Here is a 16271-nt window from a genome sequence, read left to right as displayed (position 1 = left end):
CGGGCGTCCGCTGGCCAAGCCCCCGGTGCGCAAGCTCGCCAAGGACCTCGGCATCGACCTGGCCACGGTCACCCCGACCGGCCCGGACGGGATCATCACCCGGGCCGATGTCCAGGCCGCCGCCGTCCCGGCCGCCGCTCCCGCCCCGCAGGCCACGGTCGAGGCCGCTCCGGCCGAGGTCGCCGCCGCGCGGGAGACCCGCATCCCGATCAAGGGCGTCCGCAAGGCCACCGCCCAGGCGATGGTGGCCTCCGCGTTCACCGCGCCGCACGTCACGGAGTTCATCACCGTCGACGTGACCCGCACGATGAAGCTCGTCCAGGAACTCAAGCAGGACCCGGACCTGGCCGGCGTGCGCGTCAACCCACTGCTGCTGATCGCCAAGGCGCTTCTGGTCGCCCTCCGGCGTCACCCCGACGTCAACGCCGCCTGGGACGAGGCCAACCAGGAGATCGTCCGCAAGGACTACGTCAACCTCGGCATCGCGGCCGCCACCCCGCGCGGCCTGATCGTCCCGAACATCAAGGACGCGGGCGCCAAGACGCTCCCCGAACTCGCCGCCGCACTGGGCGAACTGGTCGCCACCGCCCGCGAGGGCAAGACCTCCCCGGCGGCCATGACCGGCGGAACCGTCACCATCACCAACGTCGGCGTCTTCGGCGTCGACACCGGCACCCCGATCCTCAACCCCGGCGAATCCGCGATCCTCGCCGTCGGCGCGATCAAGCTCCAGCCCTGGGTCCACAAGGGCAAGGTCAAGCCCCGCCACGTCACCACCCTGGCGCTCTCCTTCGACCACCGCCTGATCGACGGCGAACTCGGCTCCAAGTTCCTCGCCGACATCGCCGCCGTCCTCGAACGCCCGAAGCGGCTGATCACCTGGGGGTGATCCCCGCACGGTCGTCGGCCCGCCCGCTTCGTACGGGCGGGCCGACGGCGTTTTCGCGCGGGTCAGGCGGCGGTGCTGCCCACCATCAAGACCTCGATGGCGATGGTTCCCCCGTTGATCTCGTAGGCGGCCCGGTAAATGCCGACGCGGAGCCGTCGTAGACCGGTCCCGCCCAGTTTGCTGCTGGCCTCCGGCTCGGGATTGTCCGCGAGCGCATTGATCGCTCTGACCAGCGGCTTGACCGATTCACCATCGCGTTCCCTGAGCCGCTTGAGCCCTTCGGAGGCGGCCCGCCTCCAGACGATGGTGCAGCTCACGGGGCCGCCTCTCCGAAGACGCCGGTGGCGATCTGCTCCTGGGTGAACGTGGGATCTCCCGTGGCACGTGCGAACAAGGAGACGGCCACATCGGCGAAGTCGATCGCCGCCTCGCGTTCTTGCTCGTCCCCCGCCGAGTCCGCCAGCGCCTGCGTCCACCAGTGATGGAGGAACGCCTCGAACGCCCCGGCGTCCCCCAGTTTCCCCAGCTCCGTGTAGTAGTCGGCACGGTGGTCGAGCCGGAGCGCCGCGCCGATGCCGCCGACCGTACGAGCGGGATCGGGCCCCGCGAACCCGGTGGCCTCCCGGGCACCTGCCACCGCCCGTCGCCATTCCGCCGTCATGTTCGTCCCCTTTCGCCGTTCCGGCACCGTACTGCTACGCCCCCGCCCCGCCCGTGACCTCCAGCTCCGCCCACACCGTCTTGCCGACGGTCCGGTCCGTGACGCCCCAGCTCTGCGCGAGGGCCCGGACGATCAGCAGGCCCCGCCCGAACTGGTCGTCGTCGGTGGTGCCGAACCGGGGGTACGGCCAGTGCTCCCCCTTCGGGTCGGTGACCGCGATCCGCAGCACGCCGTCCGTACGGAACAACTCCACCCGAAAGAGCCGGTCGCACAGCCCGCCGTGCAGCAAGGCGTTGCTCGCCAGCTCACTCGCGACGATCGCCGCATCACCGGCCACCTCCGGATCACCCCACTCCGCGACCAGCCGCGCCACCCGCTTCCGGGCTCTCCGGACGTTCTCGGCGTACGGGGTGTAGTTCGCGACGTCGTAGCGCTCGCCGTCCGGTTCTTCGACCTGCGCGGTCATGGACGCGCACCTCCCTGTGCGGTCGGAGCCCGCGTGGAGGCGCCAAGTGAGGCGCTGGTGCGGGCGATTGGCGGCGAACGTAGTGTGCGCGGTGAGGGCGTGCAACATTCTTCAGGAATATCTTCCTCGTAAGGGTGAAGGGTGTCGCGCTCCGGGCACCGGGGTGGCCACACTGGTCCCTGTGAAGCGCACGAGAGCGAACGCTCAGGGAAAACGGCCATCAACTGTGCTGGGTCGCAGGCTCGGTGGTGAGTTGCTGAGGCTTCGGAACGCCGCCGACAAGACGCAACAACAGGCCGCTGAGGTACTCAGCGCGACGGCCACCAAGGTGGTCAAGATGGAGCGGGGCTGGGTTCCGATCCGTGACCCGGACATTCGCGTGATGTGCGAGTTGTACGGGGTCGACGATCCCAAGGCCGTCACGCGACTCCTCGACCTGGCCCGTCTCGACCGTGAGCGCCGCAAGGCGAAAGGCTGGTGGCAACACTCTCCCGACGCGGGTGCGATGGCCGAGTATGTCGCCATGGAGGACATGGCCAGCCGCGTCCGGACATGGCAGATCTCGCTGGTCCCTGGTCTTTTCCAGACCGCGGAATATGCGCGGGCATTGGCAGTCAGCGATGGCCTGTGGGAAGACCCGGACGACATCGAGCGGATCGTTGAGGTCCGCATGAAACGGCAGAACCGGCTTGGTGGAGAGAAGCCGTTGGAGATGTACGCCGTGGTCTGGGAAGCGGCGCTCCGTCAAGAAGTGGGCGGTACGAAGGTAATGCGCAAGCAGCTGGAACGTCTGCTGGACGTCGCTGAACTACCTCACGTACGTCTTCAGGTGATGCCGTTCCGCAGCGGTGGGCACCCTTGTGCCACCGGGGCGTTCAACATCGTCTCTTTCTCGGAGGCGGAGGCTGTTGACGTCGTCCACATCGATACGATGGCATCAACCGTGTGGGTGGAAAACGTGGAAGAAAGCGCCGTATACAGCACGTTCTTCGACCGGACGGCGCGGCTCAGCCTCGCACCCCAGGATTCGACTGCCCTGATCGAAGAAATCCGCAAGGAGATGTGATCCGTGAACGAGTTCAGGTTCGCGAAGTCCAGCTACAGCTCGTCCAGCGGAGAATGCGTCGAAGTGGCCGTCAACGTCCCCGGCACCATAGCCGTCCGGGACTCCAAGTCCCCGGACGGCCCGGTGCTGCGGTGTGGTGCGGCGGAGTGGGACGCGTTCCGGCGGATGGTGGTCGGCGGCCGCGTGTGACGGGCCGTTGCGTCGGTCGGCTCCCCGCCAGGGGGGTGCGTCAGCCCCGGACCAGCTCGACGGCGCGGCTGAAGTGGCCGAGTGGGCCCGTCTCGGGCGAGGTGTCGGCGCCGGTGTGGCGGGCGAGGGCGGCGGCGCTCGCCCAGACGGCGCCGACGAGCAGGGCCACGGCGAGGGCGTTGCGGGTGCGGCGGCCGAAGGTGCTCCTGAGGTGCATGGTGGTCTTTCCCCCTTGGGTGGACCGGGACGGTCGGCCCGGTGATTCCATTCACCCACGGAATTCGCGCTGATCCGTACGCGCCAGGTACGGACCCGTGTCCGACTTGAGAAGTACCGGCCTCTCCCCCTTCCGGTAGAGAAAGCCCGTGCCGGTCCCACCGTGGCGGGGTGCGGCAAACGGTTTGCCGTGGGCGGGCGGCCCGCTTACGGTCGGCGCCATGAGCAGCAGCGACACGATCATCCGGCGGTATCGGGCGACTGACGAGGAGGCCGTGACCGATCTGTGGTCGCGGGCGGTGCGCGAGGCGCATCCGTTCATCGAGGGCGAGGGGGAAGGGGAGCGGCTGCGCCTGCTCCGTGAGGTCTACCTCGTCCAGGCGGACAACTGGGTCGCCGAGCACGACGGGAAGGTCGTGGGCCTGCTGGGCCTGATGGGTTCCGAGATAGGCGGGCTGTTCGTCGCGCCGGAGGCGCAGGGGCGCGGAACGGGACGCGCGCTCGTCGAGCACGCGGCCTCGCTGCACGGCGCGCTCACGCTCGGGGTCTTCGAGAAGAACCACCGCTCCCGCCGCTTCTACGAGTTCATCGGCTTCACGGAGTGCGGCCGCGAGGTGGACGAACAGACCGGCGAGACCGTCATCGAGATGGAGCGCCGGGCGCCGCTGCGCTCCGTCTCCTGGCTGCATCTGCGCGAGGGCCGCCTGCTGAGCGTGCGAACGCGCGGCAACGACACCTTCTACCTGCCCGGGGGCAAGTACGAGGAGGGCGAGACGGCCGTGGAGGCGCTGTCGCGGGAACTCTCCGAGGAGCTGGGCATCACCGTCCCGGCCGGGGAGCTGACGGAGGCGTTCGTCGTCCATGACGTCGCCCACGGGCAGAACGGCCGCCGGCTGCACATGACGTGCTTCACCGGTGGGCCGCAGGACATCGCGCCGGTGCCGGGCCGGGAGATCGCCGAGTACGCGTGGATGGACCGCGAGGAGGCGCGCGAGCGCTGCGCGCCGGCGCACTCGCAGGTGGTGGACCGGCTGGTCGCGCAGGGGCTGATGCGCCCCTGAGAGCGGGGACCGTCCGAGGGGCCGGGGTGGATCACTGATCCGCCCCGGCCCCTTCGCGTGGGCGCCGTGCGCCGGCGTACGCGCCGGTGGGCGCGCGGGCGCCGCCCTCACCTGTTGTCCGGCGCGCTGTCCGCATCGTGGAAGGATTCGACGTTCGTATACGTGTTGTATCTATCCTGTGTGCATGACATCCGCAACCGCACCCCACCCTGCCCCCGCACCCGACACTCCCGCCAAACAGCCCCCGGCCGCCGAACGCGTCTACACGCACGTCAAGGAAGCCGTCCTGGAGCGCCGCTACGAGGGCGGCATGCTCCTCACCGAGGGAGAGCTGGCCGGCGAGGTCGGGGTGTCGCGCACGCCGGTGCGGGAGGCCCTGCTGCGGCTGGAGGTCGAGGGGCTGATCAAGCTCTACCCGAAGAAGGGCGCACTGGTCCTGCCGGTCTCCGCGCAGGAGATCGCGGATGTGGTCGAGACCCGGCTGCTCGTCGAGACGCATGCCGCGGCGAGGGCCGTCCCCGCCCCTGAAGCCCTGATCAGCGAGCTGACGGAGCTGCTGGAGACGATGAAGGAGCAGGCCGCGGCCGGCGATCTCGCCGCCGTCTCGGTCACCGACCGCTGCTTCCACGCCGCCATCGTCCGCAACGCGGGCAACCACATCCTCGACCGCCTCTACGAGCAGCTGCGCGACCGCCAGCTGCGGATGGGCGTCGCGGTGATGCACGCCCAGCCCGACCGGATCGCCAAGAACATCGCCGAGCACGCCGAGATCCTCGAAGCGCTCCGGGCCGGTGACGCCGAAGCGGCCGCCGAAGCCGTCGGGCGGCACGTCTCCTGGGTCCGCGCCCTCGCCCAGGGGGACGGCCGATGAGCGGCAGTACCGTGCCGGGGGAGAGCGCCGAGAACGGCGGAAGTACCGGCGGCGCCGCCCCCGCCCGGATATCCGCCGGGGACCCGCCCGGCGGCACGCGGGCCGTCCTGGTCTGGGGCATCGGCGTCGCCGTCTACTTCGTCGCCGTCACCTACCGGACGAGCCTGGGCGTCGCCGGCCTCGACGCCGCCGACCGCTTCCACATCAACGCCTCGGCGCTGTCCACCTTCTCCATCCTCCAACTGCTGGTCTACGCGGCGATGCAGATCCCCGTCGGCCTGCTCGTCGACCGGCTCGGCGCCAAGAAGGTGCTGGCCCTCGGCGTCGTCCTCTACACCGTCGGCCAGTTCGGCTTCGCCTTCTCCGCCTCGTACGGCACGGCGCTCGGCTCGCGCGCGCTGCTCGGCTGCGGTGACGCGATGACGTTCATCAGCGTGCTGCGGCTGGGCTCGCGCTGGTTCCCGGCGCGGCGCGGCCCGGTGGTCGCGCAGATCGCCGCGCTCGTCGGCATGGCCGGCAACCTGATCTCCACCCTGGTCCTGGCCCGGCTGCTGCACAGCTTCGGCTGGACGCCGACCTTCGCGTCCAGCGCGGTCGGCGGCATCATCGTCCTGGTCCTGCTGGTGGCCTTCCTCACCGACCACCCCAAGGGTTTCGCGCCGCCGCCCGCCCCGGCCTCGCACACCGGTGCCGCCTTCGTCCGGCGGCAGATCGCGGACGCCTGGCGCGAGCCCGGCACCCGGCTGGGCATGTGGGTGCACTTCACCACCCAGTTCCCGGCGATGGTCTTCCTGCTGCTGTGGGGACTGCCGTTCCTGGTCGAGGCGCAGGGCCTGTCCCGGGGCACGGCCGGTGATCTGCTGACCCTGGTGGTGCTGTCCAACATGTCCGTCGGCCTCGTCTACGGGCAGATCATCGCCCGCCACCACGCGGCCCGCGCGCCGCTGGCGCTCGGCACGGTCGCCCTGACCGCCGTGGTGTGGGCGCTCACCCTGGCCTGGCCGGGGGCGCACGCGCCGATGGCGCTGCTGATCGTGCTGTGTGTGGTGCTGGGCGCCTGTGGGCCCGCCTCGATGATCGGGTTCGACTACGCCCGCCCGGCCAACCCGCCGGAGCGCCAGGGCACCGCCTCCGGCATCGTCAACATGGGCGGATTCACCGCCTCGATGACGACACTGCTGGCCATCGGCATCCTGCTGGACGCGACCGGCCAGAACTACCGCATCGCGTTCGCCTCGGTCTTCTTCCTGGAGGTCCTGGGCGTCTCGCAGATCCTGCGACTGCGGCGCCGCGCGGACCGCCGCGAACGGGAGAGGCTAGTGGCGAGCCGGGTCGAGGCCGTCCACGTCCCCGCCTGACGGGGTGTCCGCCTCGGTGGGCGCGGGCCTTCCGCCCGCGCCCTCCGTCTCCCGGTGGCGCGGATGCCGCGCCGCCAGATGCTCCTTCAACCGGCCGTGCCGGAACTGGTACAGCGAACCGGCCTGCCGCAGCACCCCCAGCGTGTGGGCGTCCTCGCAGAACGCCATCAGCCGCCACGGCAGCCGGCCGCGCACCGCGAGCAGGCCCAGCCCCACCAGGTACCGCGTCCACACCGGCAGGACCAGCACACCCGCCGCGAGGGTGCCGCCCGCCAGGAGGACGGCGGTCTTCGCCACCGGCGGGACGCCCGGCAGCGTCCGTACGAGAACGGCGCCGATCACCCCGCTCGCGGCCGTCAGCAGCAGAAGCCGGACCGCGCGCCCGCGGGCGGTGCGCAGAACGGAAGCGGGGGACGAGGCCGCGTCGATCCGGGTCCGGTGCGCCGACAGCACCGTGAAGATCCACACCACCACGCCGAGGGCCAGCGCCAGGGCCAGGAACAGCGGAATCCGGTCGGTGATCGGGGCGTACGACACCGGGACGTAGTGCGGGAGGTCCTTCGGGTCCACCGGCACGGCCTCGTAGTCCGTGTCCGTGGAGCTGCTGAACGGGTGCCGGTCGACGATCTGGTAGCACGTGCCGTCGGCGACGAAGGCGCACTCGGACGCCGCCTCGCGGTTGATGTCCGTGATGAAGAAGAAGACCGCGGTCAGACCGACGGGGAGCGCCACCGCCACGGCCGCCACCATAGCGGACAGCACGAGCGAGACCAGGTGCCCGAAGGTCTTCCGCAGCATGCCCCGCCGCTTCGTCCCGCTCTCCTGCCACGCCGTGGCCGTGCCGACGGTGACGTTCCGGGAGAACGCCAGGGCGCACAGGGCCCCGAGGACCAGCGCGGTCACGGCCAGCCCGCCCGTCTCCCACACGCCGAGGAGCCCCGGGTGTGCCGCCCGCAGCAGCAGGACGGCCGCCGTGCCCCACAGCGCGGCCACGGTCACGGTGACCGCCCCCGCATGCCGCCCCAGGACGTTCCGCGGCAGCTGCCACCACGCCAGATCGTCCCCTTCGGCGCGGTGCGCCAGCTCGGTCAGCCAGCGCGCCGCCTTCTCCCGCGGCCAGCGGTGGGCGGGCTGCCCGGGGGCCTCGGGATCGTCGGCCGGTGTTCTCCTGCCGAACGCCACGGGGACCACCTCGGCCAGCAGATGCCGTTCCAGGGCGGCCGCGTCCGGGAAGGCCCTCTCGTCCAGCAGAGCGCGCGGATCGGCGTCCCCCTGGTACTGCAACCGCATCAGGCTGACGACCAGCGGGCTGCTCAGCACGGCGTCCATGCCGGGTCTGCGGGACAACTCGTCGAGAACGGGTCCCCAGCGGTTGCCCCGCCGCCCGCCGTCGTACGCCCGCAGGAACGCCGTGACCTCCGGCAGCGGCACCGGCGCCGTCTCCACCACCAGGGCGTTGAGCACCCCGCTGTCGCGTTCGGCCACCTCGCGGAACTCGCGGGTGCGGCTGGTGAGAACGATCGGGTCGCCGCTGTCGAAGGCCGCGTCGATCTGCGGGAGGGCGCTCGCCCGCAGCTCCGGCGCGATCTCGTCCAGACCGTCGAGCACGGGAAGGACACGGCCCTCCTGGACCAGCCGCTTCGCCGCACCGCGTGGAAGGACGGTGGCGTAGTCCTCGCCGATGCGGCGGATGGTCCAGCTCCGCAGATCGTCCCGCCGCGGATTCCAGGAGGCGAGGGTCAGCAGGACGGGGACGAGGGGCGGTCGCGGGACGTCGAGCAGTGCGAGGACGAGCCGCATCGCCAGCGTGGTCTTGCCGCCGCCGGGAGCGCCCAGGATGACCAGCCGGGGCAGGCGTAACGCGCTGACATGGGCGGCGAGTTGGTCGAGCGGGTCGGCGTCGCGTGTTTCACGTGAAACGGGGACCGTCTCGCTCGCCGTCCAGCCGACGGGCAGTGGACGGGGAAGGTACAGCCGGCGGGCACGGGTCTCCTCCCGCCACTGCTGGCGGACCGCTCCCGCCAGATCCCGTGCGGCGGCGTCGAGTGGATCGGACGCCTCGTACACATGCTGCTGAAAGACGACGTGCTCGCCCTGGTTGAGCACGCCCACGGTGCTGTTGCTGACGGTGTTCGCGACCTTGGCCGGGCGCGGATCGTCGTCACCCGTCCCCGCGCCGCCCTCTGCGTGCATGGCCCCCTCCATGTCCCGCGCCACCGGCCGCGGGCAGGCGCGGCCGACGGGCCACCGCTACGGCGTCACCGCGAAGTTGTCCAGGATCGCGGCGGCCAGCTCGCTCTCACCGTCGATCGTGACGTCCCCGGCGACTGCCGCGGGCCGCGTCCGGCCGCACGCCAGCCGGACGAAGACCTCCCAGTCCAGCGTCAGGGTCACGGTCGGGCCGAGCGACACACTGCCGTCGACCGTGCCCTTGCCCTCGGCGTCCACCCGCACCGTGCGCATGAACTCCACCGACCCGGTCACATCGAAGACCACCGCGGAGCCGGAGGGCGCCTTCGCCCTCTTGGCGACGATCATCGGCAGCGCCTTCACCAGCAGATCCCTCGTCACCTGCGCCCCGGGGGAATCGAGGTTGCCGGGCTGGCCGAGGGCTCGCCGCAGATCCTGCTCGTGCACCCAGACGTCGAACGCCCGCTGCTGGAGGACGAAGTCCAGCGTGCGGTCCTCCTCGAACGGGCTGCGCACCATCGCGTCCGGCTGCCGGGTCTCGTTCCGCAGCTGCCGGGAGCGCCGGATGATGATGTATTCGAGCTCGGAGAGCATCTCCGGTGCGGTGTGGTGCCGGCGGACATCCACCTGCACCTCCATCCGGCGCGCCGACTCGCTGCGCACGTGGTAGAGGTCGCGGGGCAGCGAGTGGATCGGGCGGGGATCGCCCAGCATCTCGCTCTCCAGACCGATGATGTGCGAGACGACATCGCGCACGGACCACCCTGGCAGGTCCGTCGCACCGCTCCACTCGCTTTCGACGAGGGGCGTCACCAGCTCGGTGATCGCGTCAATGGAGTGCGTCCAGGCGTCGATGGAGGACTGAAGGCTGGGATGGACGGTCACGGGACCCCTCGAACGGTTCGTACGCGGGCTGCGGTCTGTGCAGTTAAGTTACGCTGCGCACGGGCACCCCGGCAGTGCTTTCGGGTGACCATCGTAGGGAGTTTTCCGACAGCTGACCGGCCCTGAAGCTTAGGCGGTGGTAGTGTGCGCGCCTCGTTGATCCAGATCGCCGTGGACCCCGTGGAACCCGTTGATTCCCGGCGGAAGCGGGCGGCCTCACTCGTTCGTGAACAGGCCGGCAGTGACCTCGTGGTCCTGCCCGAGCTGTGGCCGGTCGGCGCGTTCGCCGCCGACCTCTTCGCCACCGAGGCCGAACCGCTCACCGGGCCGACACATGACGCGATGTCCGCGGCCGCGCGGGACGCCGGGGTCTGGCTGCACGCCGGATCGGTCGTCGAACGGGCGGCGGACGGCACCCTCTACAACACGTCCCTGGTCTTCTCCCCCGACGGGACGCTCGCCGCGTCCTACCGCAAGATCCACCGCTTCGGGTTCGACGAGGGCGAGGCGGTACTGCTCGGCGCGGGCGACCGGATCGTCACCGTCCCCCTGCCGGACACCACCCTGGGCCTGGCCACCTGCTACGACCTGCGCTTCCCCGAGATGTTCCGGCAACTGACCGACGCGGGGGCGGAGATGCTGGTGCTGCCCGCCGGTTGGCCCGCCCGCCGCCGCGCCCACTGGTCGCTGCTGGCCCGCGCCCGCGCCGTCGAGAACCAGATGTACGTCCTGGCCTGCGGCACCTCCGGCACCCACGCGGGCATCGAACAGGCCGGTCACAGCGTCGTCGTCGACCCGTGGGGCGAGGTGCTCGCCGAGGCCGGGCCGGACGAGGAGGTACTGACCGTGGACCTCGATCCCGCCAAGGTCGCCGCCACCCGCGCCGCCTTCCCCGTCCTGCGCGACCGCCTCCTGGGCCTCGACCGTCCCTGACGGACGGCCGGCGCGGTCACTCCTCGTGTTCCCGCTCCGCCAGCCTGATCACGCACACCGCGACCGCGATCAGCAGGGGCGGGTCCACGTCCTCCCGGACGACATTGATCCCGTAGTGGTCGCGCAGGGTCAGCCACCTCCGTGAGACCTCCGCCAGCAGCTCGCCGTCGTACTCGATCGCGAACTCCCGGTCGAGGATCTTGCCGCTGACGTCCAGTTCGGTGCCGTCGACCAGTTCCACGCGGTAGTGGTGGCGCAGCAGGGAGAGCCGTTTGCGCCGGATCGTGGCGAGCGGGCGGTCGTCCCGCTCCAGCGTCATCGTGTCGCGCAGGCTCAGCATTTTCTTGCGGACGGTGATCAGCACCCGCCGCTCGTGGTCCTTCAGCTCGAAGGTCTCCCGCAGCCGCAGCGCCTTGCCGTCCACGAGGAACGCATGCCGCCCGTGGTCGTCCACGATCCAGTAGTCGTCGCCGATGCCGAAGATCCGGTCGCGTACCAGGTATTTCATGGGGCACATGTTCCCCGGGGGACCTGGGGAATGCGCATGCGTCGGGGTGACGTTGAATGGCGGCATGGCTTCACGTGCGCGCGTCCGGGCCCCCGAGCTGATCGGCGAGGGCGGCTGGCTGAACACCGGCGACAAGGAACTGACCCTCTCCGACCTGCGAGGACGCATTGTCGTCCTCGACTTCTGGACGTTCTGCTGTGTGAACTGCCTGCACGTCCTCGACGAGCTGCGCGAGCTGGAGGAACGGCACCGCGACACCGTGGTGATCATCGGCGTGCACTCGCCGAAGTTCGTCCACGAGGCCGACCACCAGGCCGTCGTCGACGCCGTCGAACGCTACGGCGTCGAGCACCCCGTACTGGACGACCCCGCACTGGCCACCTGGAAGCAGTACGCGGTCCGCGCCTGGCCGACGCTGGTCGTCATCGACCCTGAGGGCTATGTCGTCGCCCAGCACGCCGGCGAGGGCCACGCACACGCCATCGGGACCCTGATCGAGGAGCTGGAGGCCGAACACGGCGCCAAGGGCACCCTCCGCCGCGGCGACGGACCCTACGTGGCGCCCGAGCCGGTCGCCACCGACCTCCGCTTCCCCGGCAAGGCCCTGCGCCTGCCCTCCGGCACCCTCCTCGTCTCCGACACCACCCGCCACCAGCTCGTCGAACTCGCCGCGGACGGCGAGCGCGTGCTGCGCCGCATCGGCACCGGCGAGCGCGGACTCGGCCCGGACACCCTCAACGAGCCACAGGGCCTGGCCCTGCTGCCCGACGGCACGGTCGCCGTGGCGGACACCGTCAACCACGCGATCCGGGTCCTCGACCCCGCGACCGGCACGCTGGAGACCGTGGCCGGCACCGGAAGGCAGTGGTGGCAGGGCTCCCCGACCTCCGGACCGGCCCGTGAGGTCGCCCTCTCCTCACCGTGGGACGTCGCGTGGTGGCAGGAACGGCTGTGGATCGCGATGGCCGGGGTGCACCAGCTGTGGACGTACGATCCGGCCGACGGCACCGTGGCCGTCGCCGCGGGCACGACCAACGAGGGGCTGGTGGACGGGCCCGCCGACGAGGCGTGGTTCGCCCAGCCGTCCGGCCTCGCCGCGGCCGGCGACCGCCTGTGGCTCGCCGACTCGGAGACCAGCGCACTGCGCTGGGTGGCACGCGACGGCGACGGATACGCCGTCCGTACGGCCGTCGGCACCGGCCTCTTCGACTTCGGTCACCGCGACGGCGCCGCCGACCAGGCCCTCCTCCAGCACCCGCTGGGCGTCACCGCTCTCCCGGACGGTTCCGTGGCCGTCAGCGACACCTACAACCACGCGCTGCGGCGCTACGACCCCGCGAGCGGCGAGGTCACCACGCTGGCGACGGACCTGCGGGAGCCGTCGGACGCGGTCCTCGACGGCGACGACATCGTGGTCGTCGAGTCGGCCCGGCACCGCCTGACGCGACTGCGCCTGCCGGAGGAGGCGGTACGCGTCGAGGCGGTGGCGCACCGCACCCAGCGCGCCGCCACCGAGGTCGCCCCGGGCCGGCTGCGGCTGGACGTCGTCTTCCAGGCACCGGCCGGCCAGAAGCTCGACACCCGCTACGGGCCCTCCACCCGCCTCCTGGTCAGCGCCACTCCGCCGGAGCTGCTGGCCGACGGCGCGGGCGCGGGCACGGACCTGGCACGCGATCTCGTCCTGGCCGACGGCGTGACCGAGGGCGTGCTGCACGTCTCCGCGATGGCCGCGTCCTGCGACGACGCACCGGACATCGCGTACCCGGCCTGCCACGTCCACCAGCAGGACTGGGGCGTCCCGGTCACGGTCGTCCCCGGCGGGACGGAGCGGCTGGGACTGGTGCTCGCGGGGATGGACGCCGGATGACGGAGGCCGCTGCCCGCCCGACGCAGGCGGGCAGCGGCCGGCCGGTCACCGCGCCGACTGCTGGGCCGCGAGCTGCGCTTCCTGGAAACTGGAGTTCCAGTCGGTGACCTTGCCGGTGCCGACCGAGATCCGGTTGCGCTCGGCCAGGAGGCTGACGGTCACCGGCCCGCGCGGCGCGGAACCCTCCGAGGAACCCGCGAACGCCACGGACACCGAGGAGCTCTCCGTGCGCTTGGCGAGGGTGGTGCCGGCGGAGATGACCGCGTAGGCCGTGCCGCGCGGCGGCACCGTGAGACGGGCGCCGGAGTTCTTCCGTACCGGCGGCAGCGGCTTGGCGGCCCCGTCGAAACGCAGCAGCGGAGCGCGGTAGAGGCGGCAGGGACGGTTCGCGGTGTTCCTGAACGACACGGTCACCGGGCCGCCCTGCCCCCGCCGCTGGGAGAAGCTGACCCCGTACGAGCCGGGGGAGCAATCGGTCGTCCGCCGCGCCGCCGGGGTGGGGGTGCTCCTGTGGTGCGTACCCCCGATGGTCCGGGGCGGATAGCGGTGGGGCGACGTGTACGAGTGCGACGACGAGGAGTGTGACGAGGACGAGGAATGCGACGAGGAGTGCCGCGAGCCGCGCTTGCCGGACGAACCGCCGCTGCAACCCGTCAGCACCAGCGTGGAGCAGAGCCCGACGGCCAGCGCGGCGTACGCGGTGGAGCGGCGACGAAAACAGCGTGTGGTCAAGAGAGTTCCCCCGTGTCTCGCACCGCCCGACGGGGCGGTGCCTCGGCCATGGCACGGCCACGATAGCGATCGGTCCGTGCGGCGGAGGATGGGCAGGGTGCCCCGGCCGGTGGGCGGGCTACCAGGAGGCGGCGGTGTCCGGGTCCTTCTGCCAGTAGGAGACCCACGCACTGTCGTCGAGGTACACCGCGCCGCCGGGCAGTGCCACCCGCGCCGAACCGCCCGAGAAGCCGTGTCCGCCCGGGCCGGGAAGGCTGATCGACACTGAGGTCACCCTGTGGCCGCCCCGGCCGCTGCCGTCGGCCGAGGAGGTCATCACGGAGGCATAGCCGGACGCGTCGGGAGCCAGCGTGACCACGGCCCGCGGCTGGCTGTCCTGGAGCGCGGTGACCGAGGACCGGGCATCGCCGAACGTCAGATACGGGTACGCGGTGAGATCGCAGGCGCTGCCGGAGGTGTTCTTCGCCTTCAGCAGCAGATGGTTGAGGGGCCGGGCGAGCGGGCTGACGGTGAAGTCGAGGTGCTTCACCTCGCAGACGGGCCGGGGGGCCTCGGGGCCGGGGCGGTCTTCGTGACCGGGGGGCGCGGCCGTTCCGGCCCGCCCGGTGCTGCCACCACCGTGTCCGGCAGCGGGACTCTCCGCCGGTGTGCCGCCGGACCGTTCCCCGTTGTTCTCCGGCCGGGGCGTCGCACTGTGTCCCTTGCCGGGCCGGGGCTCCGGTGTGGCGCCCGGCGACGCGGTCTCCTGCTGCGCCGCCATCCCCTTGGCCTCCTGGGGTGCCGGGTCGAACGACGGTGCCTCGGATGTCCTGAGCGAGTCCTCCTGGATGTTGCAGGCGGTGAAGGTGCAGGTGGCGACGACGGTCAGGGCGGCCGCCGCGAGCCGGGGTGCCCGATGCCGCAGGGCCGTACGGCGCGGGCGTCGAGCGGCGACGGCGGGGCGTGCGTCGATGCGCGGCATGGCGTTCTCCCCGGCGGGTCGGATGTGCTGCGAGCCTTCTCAGACTGCCGGTGCCCACTGCCGTGCCACTAACGCCTGCCTAACGCCTTCGGGGGACAGTTCCGGCCCCGCCGTGACGTCCTTTTCCTGTTGGCGTACGGCATCGCGGATACACGACGAGCTGCGGGAGTTGCCGTACCCGCCATGTGTTTCACGTGAAACGGCGCATCGCGACGGGCCGTCGTCCTCATGCGCGGTAGCGAGAGAGATGCGGGTGGGCGCCGCGCCCGTCCCGTTTCACGTGAAACGCGATGCGAGGCAGCGACCACCGCCGCCATCATCTTCCGTAATGGCAAAGGGAACTGGCGGACAGAAGGGAATCGCTTCCATCGCTCCGTTTCACGTGAAACGGCTCATCTTCCCTGACCCCAAGGCTCGTTGGCCTACTTCCCCCCGTCGCCCCCCGACCGCTCCTCGTCCTCCGCGCGCGTGTCCCGTGCGAACAGCTGGGTGAGCGTACTGATCGTGTAGACATCGGTGGACTCCTCGTCCACCAGGTGCATATCGGTGAGCCGGTCCAGTCCGTCCTGGGTGCGCTCCGGATCGTAACCGGCGAGCGAGGCCGCGACCGAGGCGTTCAGGTGCCCGTCGGCGCTGGTGGCCAGGGCGCTCAACAGCCGTGCGTCGTCCGCCGACAGCCGGGCCACGGACATCCGCAGCGCCGCCGCGATACCGGTGTCCTCCGCCGACAGCAGGGACAGCCGCCGCCGCTCGTCGCGCAGTGCGGCGGCCAGCCGGGCCAGCCGCCAGCGCGGCCGGGCGGTGAGCTGCGCGGCGGCGGCCCGCAGCGCCAGAGGCAGACCGTCGCACAGCCCGACGAGTTCCCGTGCGGCCGCCGGGTCCTCGGCGACCCGTTCCGGTCCGAGCATCGCGCCGAGCAGGGCGGCGCCCTCCTCGTGACCGAGGGCCTGGAGGCCGACCGGACGGGCGCAGTCGGTGGCGACCAGGCCGTCGAGGCGGCTGCGGCTGGTGACGACGGTGGCGCAGTGCCGTCCGCCGGGCAGCAGCGGCCGCACCTGGGCCGAGCTGCCGGCGTTGTCCAGGACGACCAGCAGTCTGCGGTCCGCGACCAGTGACCGGAACAGCGCGGAAGCGGCCTGGGCCGAGGAGGGAACACGCGCCGCCGGGGTGCCGAGCGCGAGCAGGAAGTCGCGCAGGACCTCGGCGGGTTGGGCCTCATCGCCTTCGCCGAAGCCGCCCAGGTCGGCGAAGAGCTGGCCGTCGGGGAAGGCGGCGGCGTGCTGGTGCGCCCACTGCACGGCGCAGGCGGTCTTGCCGACGCCGGCCGGTCCCGCGACCACGGCGAGCGGGCTGTCCCCCGTCGTGCGGTCGGTCAGGGTGCCGGTCAGCGCGGCGAGTTGGGGTTCACGGCCGAGGAA

The 16271-nt window shown here is 71.6% G+C and carries 18 protein-coding genes; 8 read left to right on the top strand and 10 right to left on the bottom strand.

The annotated features are described in order from the left end of the window. Positions 1-889 (top strand): dihydrolipoamide acetyltransferase family protein (locus AC51EU_RS16930; protein WP_496267792.1); only part of this gene is annotated, 889 nt, incomplete at its 5' end. Positions 890-951: 62 nt separating this feature from the next. On the opposite strand, the gene AC51EU_RS16925 is transcribed toward AC51EU_RS16930, so the two are convergent. The 3 genes from AC51EU_RS16925 to AC51EU_RS16915 are packed head-to-tail and all read right to left on the bottom strand — an operon-like array spanning position 952 to position 2016. Then, the gene (locus AC51EU_RS16925; RefSeq protein ID WP_496267790.1) at positions 952-1206 is read right to left on the bottom strand and encodes a type II toxin-antitoxin system RelE family toxin; all 255 of its coding nucleotides are present in this window, start codon (positions 1204-1206) and stop codon (positions 952-954) included. Continuing rightward, entirely contained in the window at positions 1203-1550 is a 348-nt protein-coding gene (locus AC51EU_RS16920; protein ID WP_496267789.1) for a hypothetical protein, read from the bottom strand. Before AC51EU_RS16920 ends, AC51EU_RS16925 begins: the two co-directional genes overlap by 4 nt. Positions 1551-1584: 34 nt before the next feature. Then, positions 1585-2016: an ATP-binding protein gene (locus tag AC51EU_RS16915; RefSeq protein WP_496267788.1), complete on the bottom strand. Its 432-nt coding sequence runs from the start codon at positions 2014-2016 to the stop codon at positions 1585-1587. 181 nt (positions 2017-2197) lie between these two features. On the opposite strand from AC51EU_RS16915, the gene AC51EU_RS16910 reads away from it, so the two are divergent. Next, a complete protein-coding gene (locus AC51EU_RS16910) occupies positions 2198-3082 on the top strand; it encodes a helix-turn-helix domain-containing protein (protein WP_496267787.1) in 885 nt (294 codons plus the stop codon). Between the two features lie 3 nt (positions 3083-3085). Next, positions 3086-3271, top strand: coding sequence for a DUF397 domain-containing protein (locus AC51EU_RS16905; RefSeq protein ID WP_496267786.1), 186 nt, complete (start codon positions 3086-3088; stop codon positions 3269-3271). A 40-nt stretch (positions 3272-3311) separates the two neighbouring features. Here AC51EU_RS16905 and AC51EU_RS16900 read toward each other — a convergent pair whose 3' ends face one another. Then, on the bottom strand, positions 3312-3488 hold the full coding sequence (locus tag AC51EU_RS16900) for a hypothetical protein (RefSeq protein WP_496267785.1): 177 nt from the start codon (positions 3486-3488) through the stop codon (positions 3312-3314). Between the two features lie 220 nt (positions 3489-3708). Between AC51EU_RS16900 and AC51EU_RS16895 the strand changes: the two genes are divergently transcribed. From AC51EU_RS16895 to AC51EU_RS16885, 3 genes are all read left to right on the top strand, one after another. Beyond that, positions 3709-4548 carry a GNAT family N-acetyltransferase gene (locus AC51EU_RS16895; protein WP_496267783.1) on the top strand — a complete coding sequence of 280 codons (840 nt, stop codon included), beginning with the start codon at positions 3709-3711 and terminating at the stop codon, positions 4546-4548. 184 nt (positions 4549-4732) lie between these two features. Further along, entirely contained in the window at positions 4733-5419 is a 687-nt protein-coding gene (locus AC51EU_RS16890) for a GntR family transcriptional regulator (RefSeq protein ID WP_496267781.1), read from the top strand. Continuing rightward, the gene (locus AC51EU_RS16885; protein ID WP_496267779.1) at positions 5416-6777 is read left to right on the top strand and encodes an MFS transporter; all 1362 of its coding nucleotides are present in this window, start codon (positions 5416-5418) and stop codon (positions 6775-6777) included. The genes AC51EU_RS16890 and AC51EU_RS16885 overlap by 4 nt, the downstream gene beginning before the upstream one ends. On the opposite strand, the gene AC51EU_RS16880 is transcribed toward AC51EU_RS16885, so the two are convergent. Both AC51EU_RS16880 and AC51EU_RS16875 read right to left on the bottom strand, forming a co-directional pair. After that, positions 6736-8970: an NACHT domain-containing protein gene (locus AC51EU_RS16880; RefSeq protein ID WP_496267778.1), complete on the bottom strand. Its 2235-nt coding sequence runs from the start codon at positions 8968-8970 to the stop codon at positions 6736-6738. The genes AC51EU_RS16885 and AC51EU_RS16880 overlap by 42 nt on opposite strands. 57 nt (positions 8971-9027) lie before the next feature. Then, positions 9028-9852, bottom strand: a complete 825-nt coding sequence (locus tag AC51EU_RS16875; protein WP_496267777.1) for a maleylpyruvate isomerase family mycothiol-dependent enzyme — start codon at positions 9850-9852, stop codon at positions 9028-9030. 144 nt (positions 9853-9996) lie between these two features. On the opposite strand from AC51EU_RS16875, the gene AC51EU_RS16870 reads away from it, so the two are divergent. Then, positions 9997-10785, top strand: a complete 789-nt coding sequence (locus AC51EU_RS16870) for a carbon-nitrogen family hydrolase (RefSeq protein ID WP_496267776.1) — start codon at positions 9997-9999, stop codon at positions 10783-10785. 16 nt (positions 10786-10801) lie between these two features. On the opposite strand, the gene AC51EU_RS16865 is transcribed toward AC51EU_RS16870, so the two are convergent. Then, the gene (locus tag AC51EU_RS16865) at positions 10802-11293 is read right to left on the bottom strand and encodes an LURP-one-related/scramblase family protein (RefSeq protein ID WP_496267774.1); all 492 of its coding nucleotides are present in this window, start codon (positions 11291-11293) and stop codon (positions 10802-10804) included. Positions 11294-11357: 64 nt separating this feature from the next. Between AC51EU_RS16865 and AC51EU_RS16860 the strand changes: the two genes are divergently transcribed. After that, entirely contained in the window at positions 11358-13160 is a 1803-nt protein-coding gene (locus AC51EU_RS16860) for an NHL domain-containing thioredoxin family protein (RefSeq protein WP_496267772.1), read from the top strand. Positions 13161-13205: 45 nt separating this feature from the next. Here the strand turns inward: AC51EU_RS16860 and AC51EU_RS16855 are convergent, their stop codons facing one another. The 3 genes from AC51EU_RS16855 to AC51EU_RS16845 all read right to left on the bottom strand — a co-directional run. Further along, the gene (locus AC51EU_RS16855) at positions 13206-13892 is read right to left on the bottom strand and encodes a DUF4232 domain-containing protein (RefSeq protein ID WP_496267771.1); all 687 of its coding nucleotides are present in this window, start codon (positions 13890-13892) and stop codon (positions 13206-13208) included. A gap of 118 nt (positions 13893-14010) precedes the next feature. After that, on the bottom strand, positions 14011-14853 hold the full coding sequence (locus AC51EU_RS16850; RefSeq protein WP_496267770.1) for a DUF4232 domain-containing protein: 843 nt from the start codon (positions 14851-14853) through the stop codon (positions 14011-14013). A gap of 422 nt (positions 14854-15275) precedes the next feature. After that, a partial coding sequence (locus tag AC51EU_RS16845) for an AAA family ATPase (RefSeq protein WP_496267769.1) occupies positions 15276-16271 on the bottom strand: 996 nt, incomplete at its 5' end.

The organism is Candidatus Streptomyces philanthi (assembly GCF_059553635.1).
This window is presented reverse-complemented; position numbering and strand designations above follow the sequence as displayed.

Excerpts from the sequence above, each read along its gene's own strand:
- AC51EU_RS16915 (WP_496267788.1), bottom strand. The coding sequence starts at position 2,016 with ATGACCGCGCAGGTCGAAGAACCGGACGGCGAGCGCTACGACGTCGCG.
- AC51EU_RS16850 (WP_496267770.1), bottom strand. The coding sequence starts at position 14,853 with ATGCCGCGCATCGACGCACGCCCCGCCGTCGCCGCTCGACGCCCGCGC.
- AC51EU_RS16900 (WP_496267785.1), bottom strand. The coding sequence starts at position 3,488 with ATGCACCTCAGGAGCACCTTCGGCCGCCGCACCCGCAACGCCCTCGCC.
- AC51EU_RS16860 (WP_496267772.1), top strand. The coding sequence starts at position 11,358 with ATGGCTTCACGTGCGCGCGTCCGGGCCCCCGAGCTGATCGGCGAGGGC.
- AC51EU_RS16885 (WP_496267779.1), top strand. The coding sequence starts at position 5,416 with ATGAGCGGCAGTACCGTGCCGGGGGAGAGCGCCGAGAACGGCGGAAGT.
- AC51EU_RS16880 (WP_496267778.1), bottom strand. The coding sequence starts at position 8,970 with ATGCACGCAGAGGGCGGCGCGGGGACGGGTGACGACGATCCGCGCCCG.
- AC51EU_RS16895 (WP_496267783.1), top strand. The coding sequence starts at position 3,709 with ATGAGCAGCAGCGACACGATCATCCGGCGGTATCGGGCGACTGACGAG.
- AC51EU_RS16865 (WP_496267774.1), bottom strand. The coding sequence starts at position 11,293 with ATGAAATACCTGGTACGCGACCGGATCTTCGGCATCGGCGACGACTAC.
- AC51EU_RS16890 (WP_496267781.1), top strand. The coding sequence starts at position 4,733 with ATGACATCCGCAACCGCACCCCACCCTGCCCCCGCACCCGACACTCCC.
- AC51EU_RS16920 (WP_496267789.1), bottom strand. The coding sequence starts at position 1,550 with ATGACGGCGGAATGGCGACGGGCGGTGGCAGGTGCCCGGGAGGCCACC.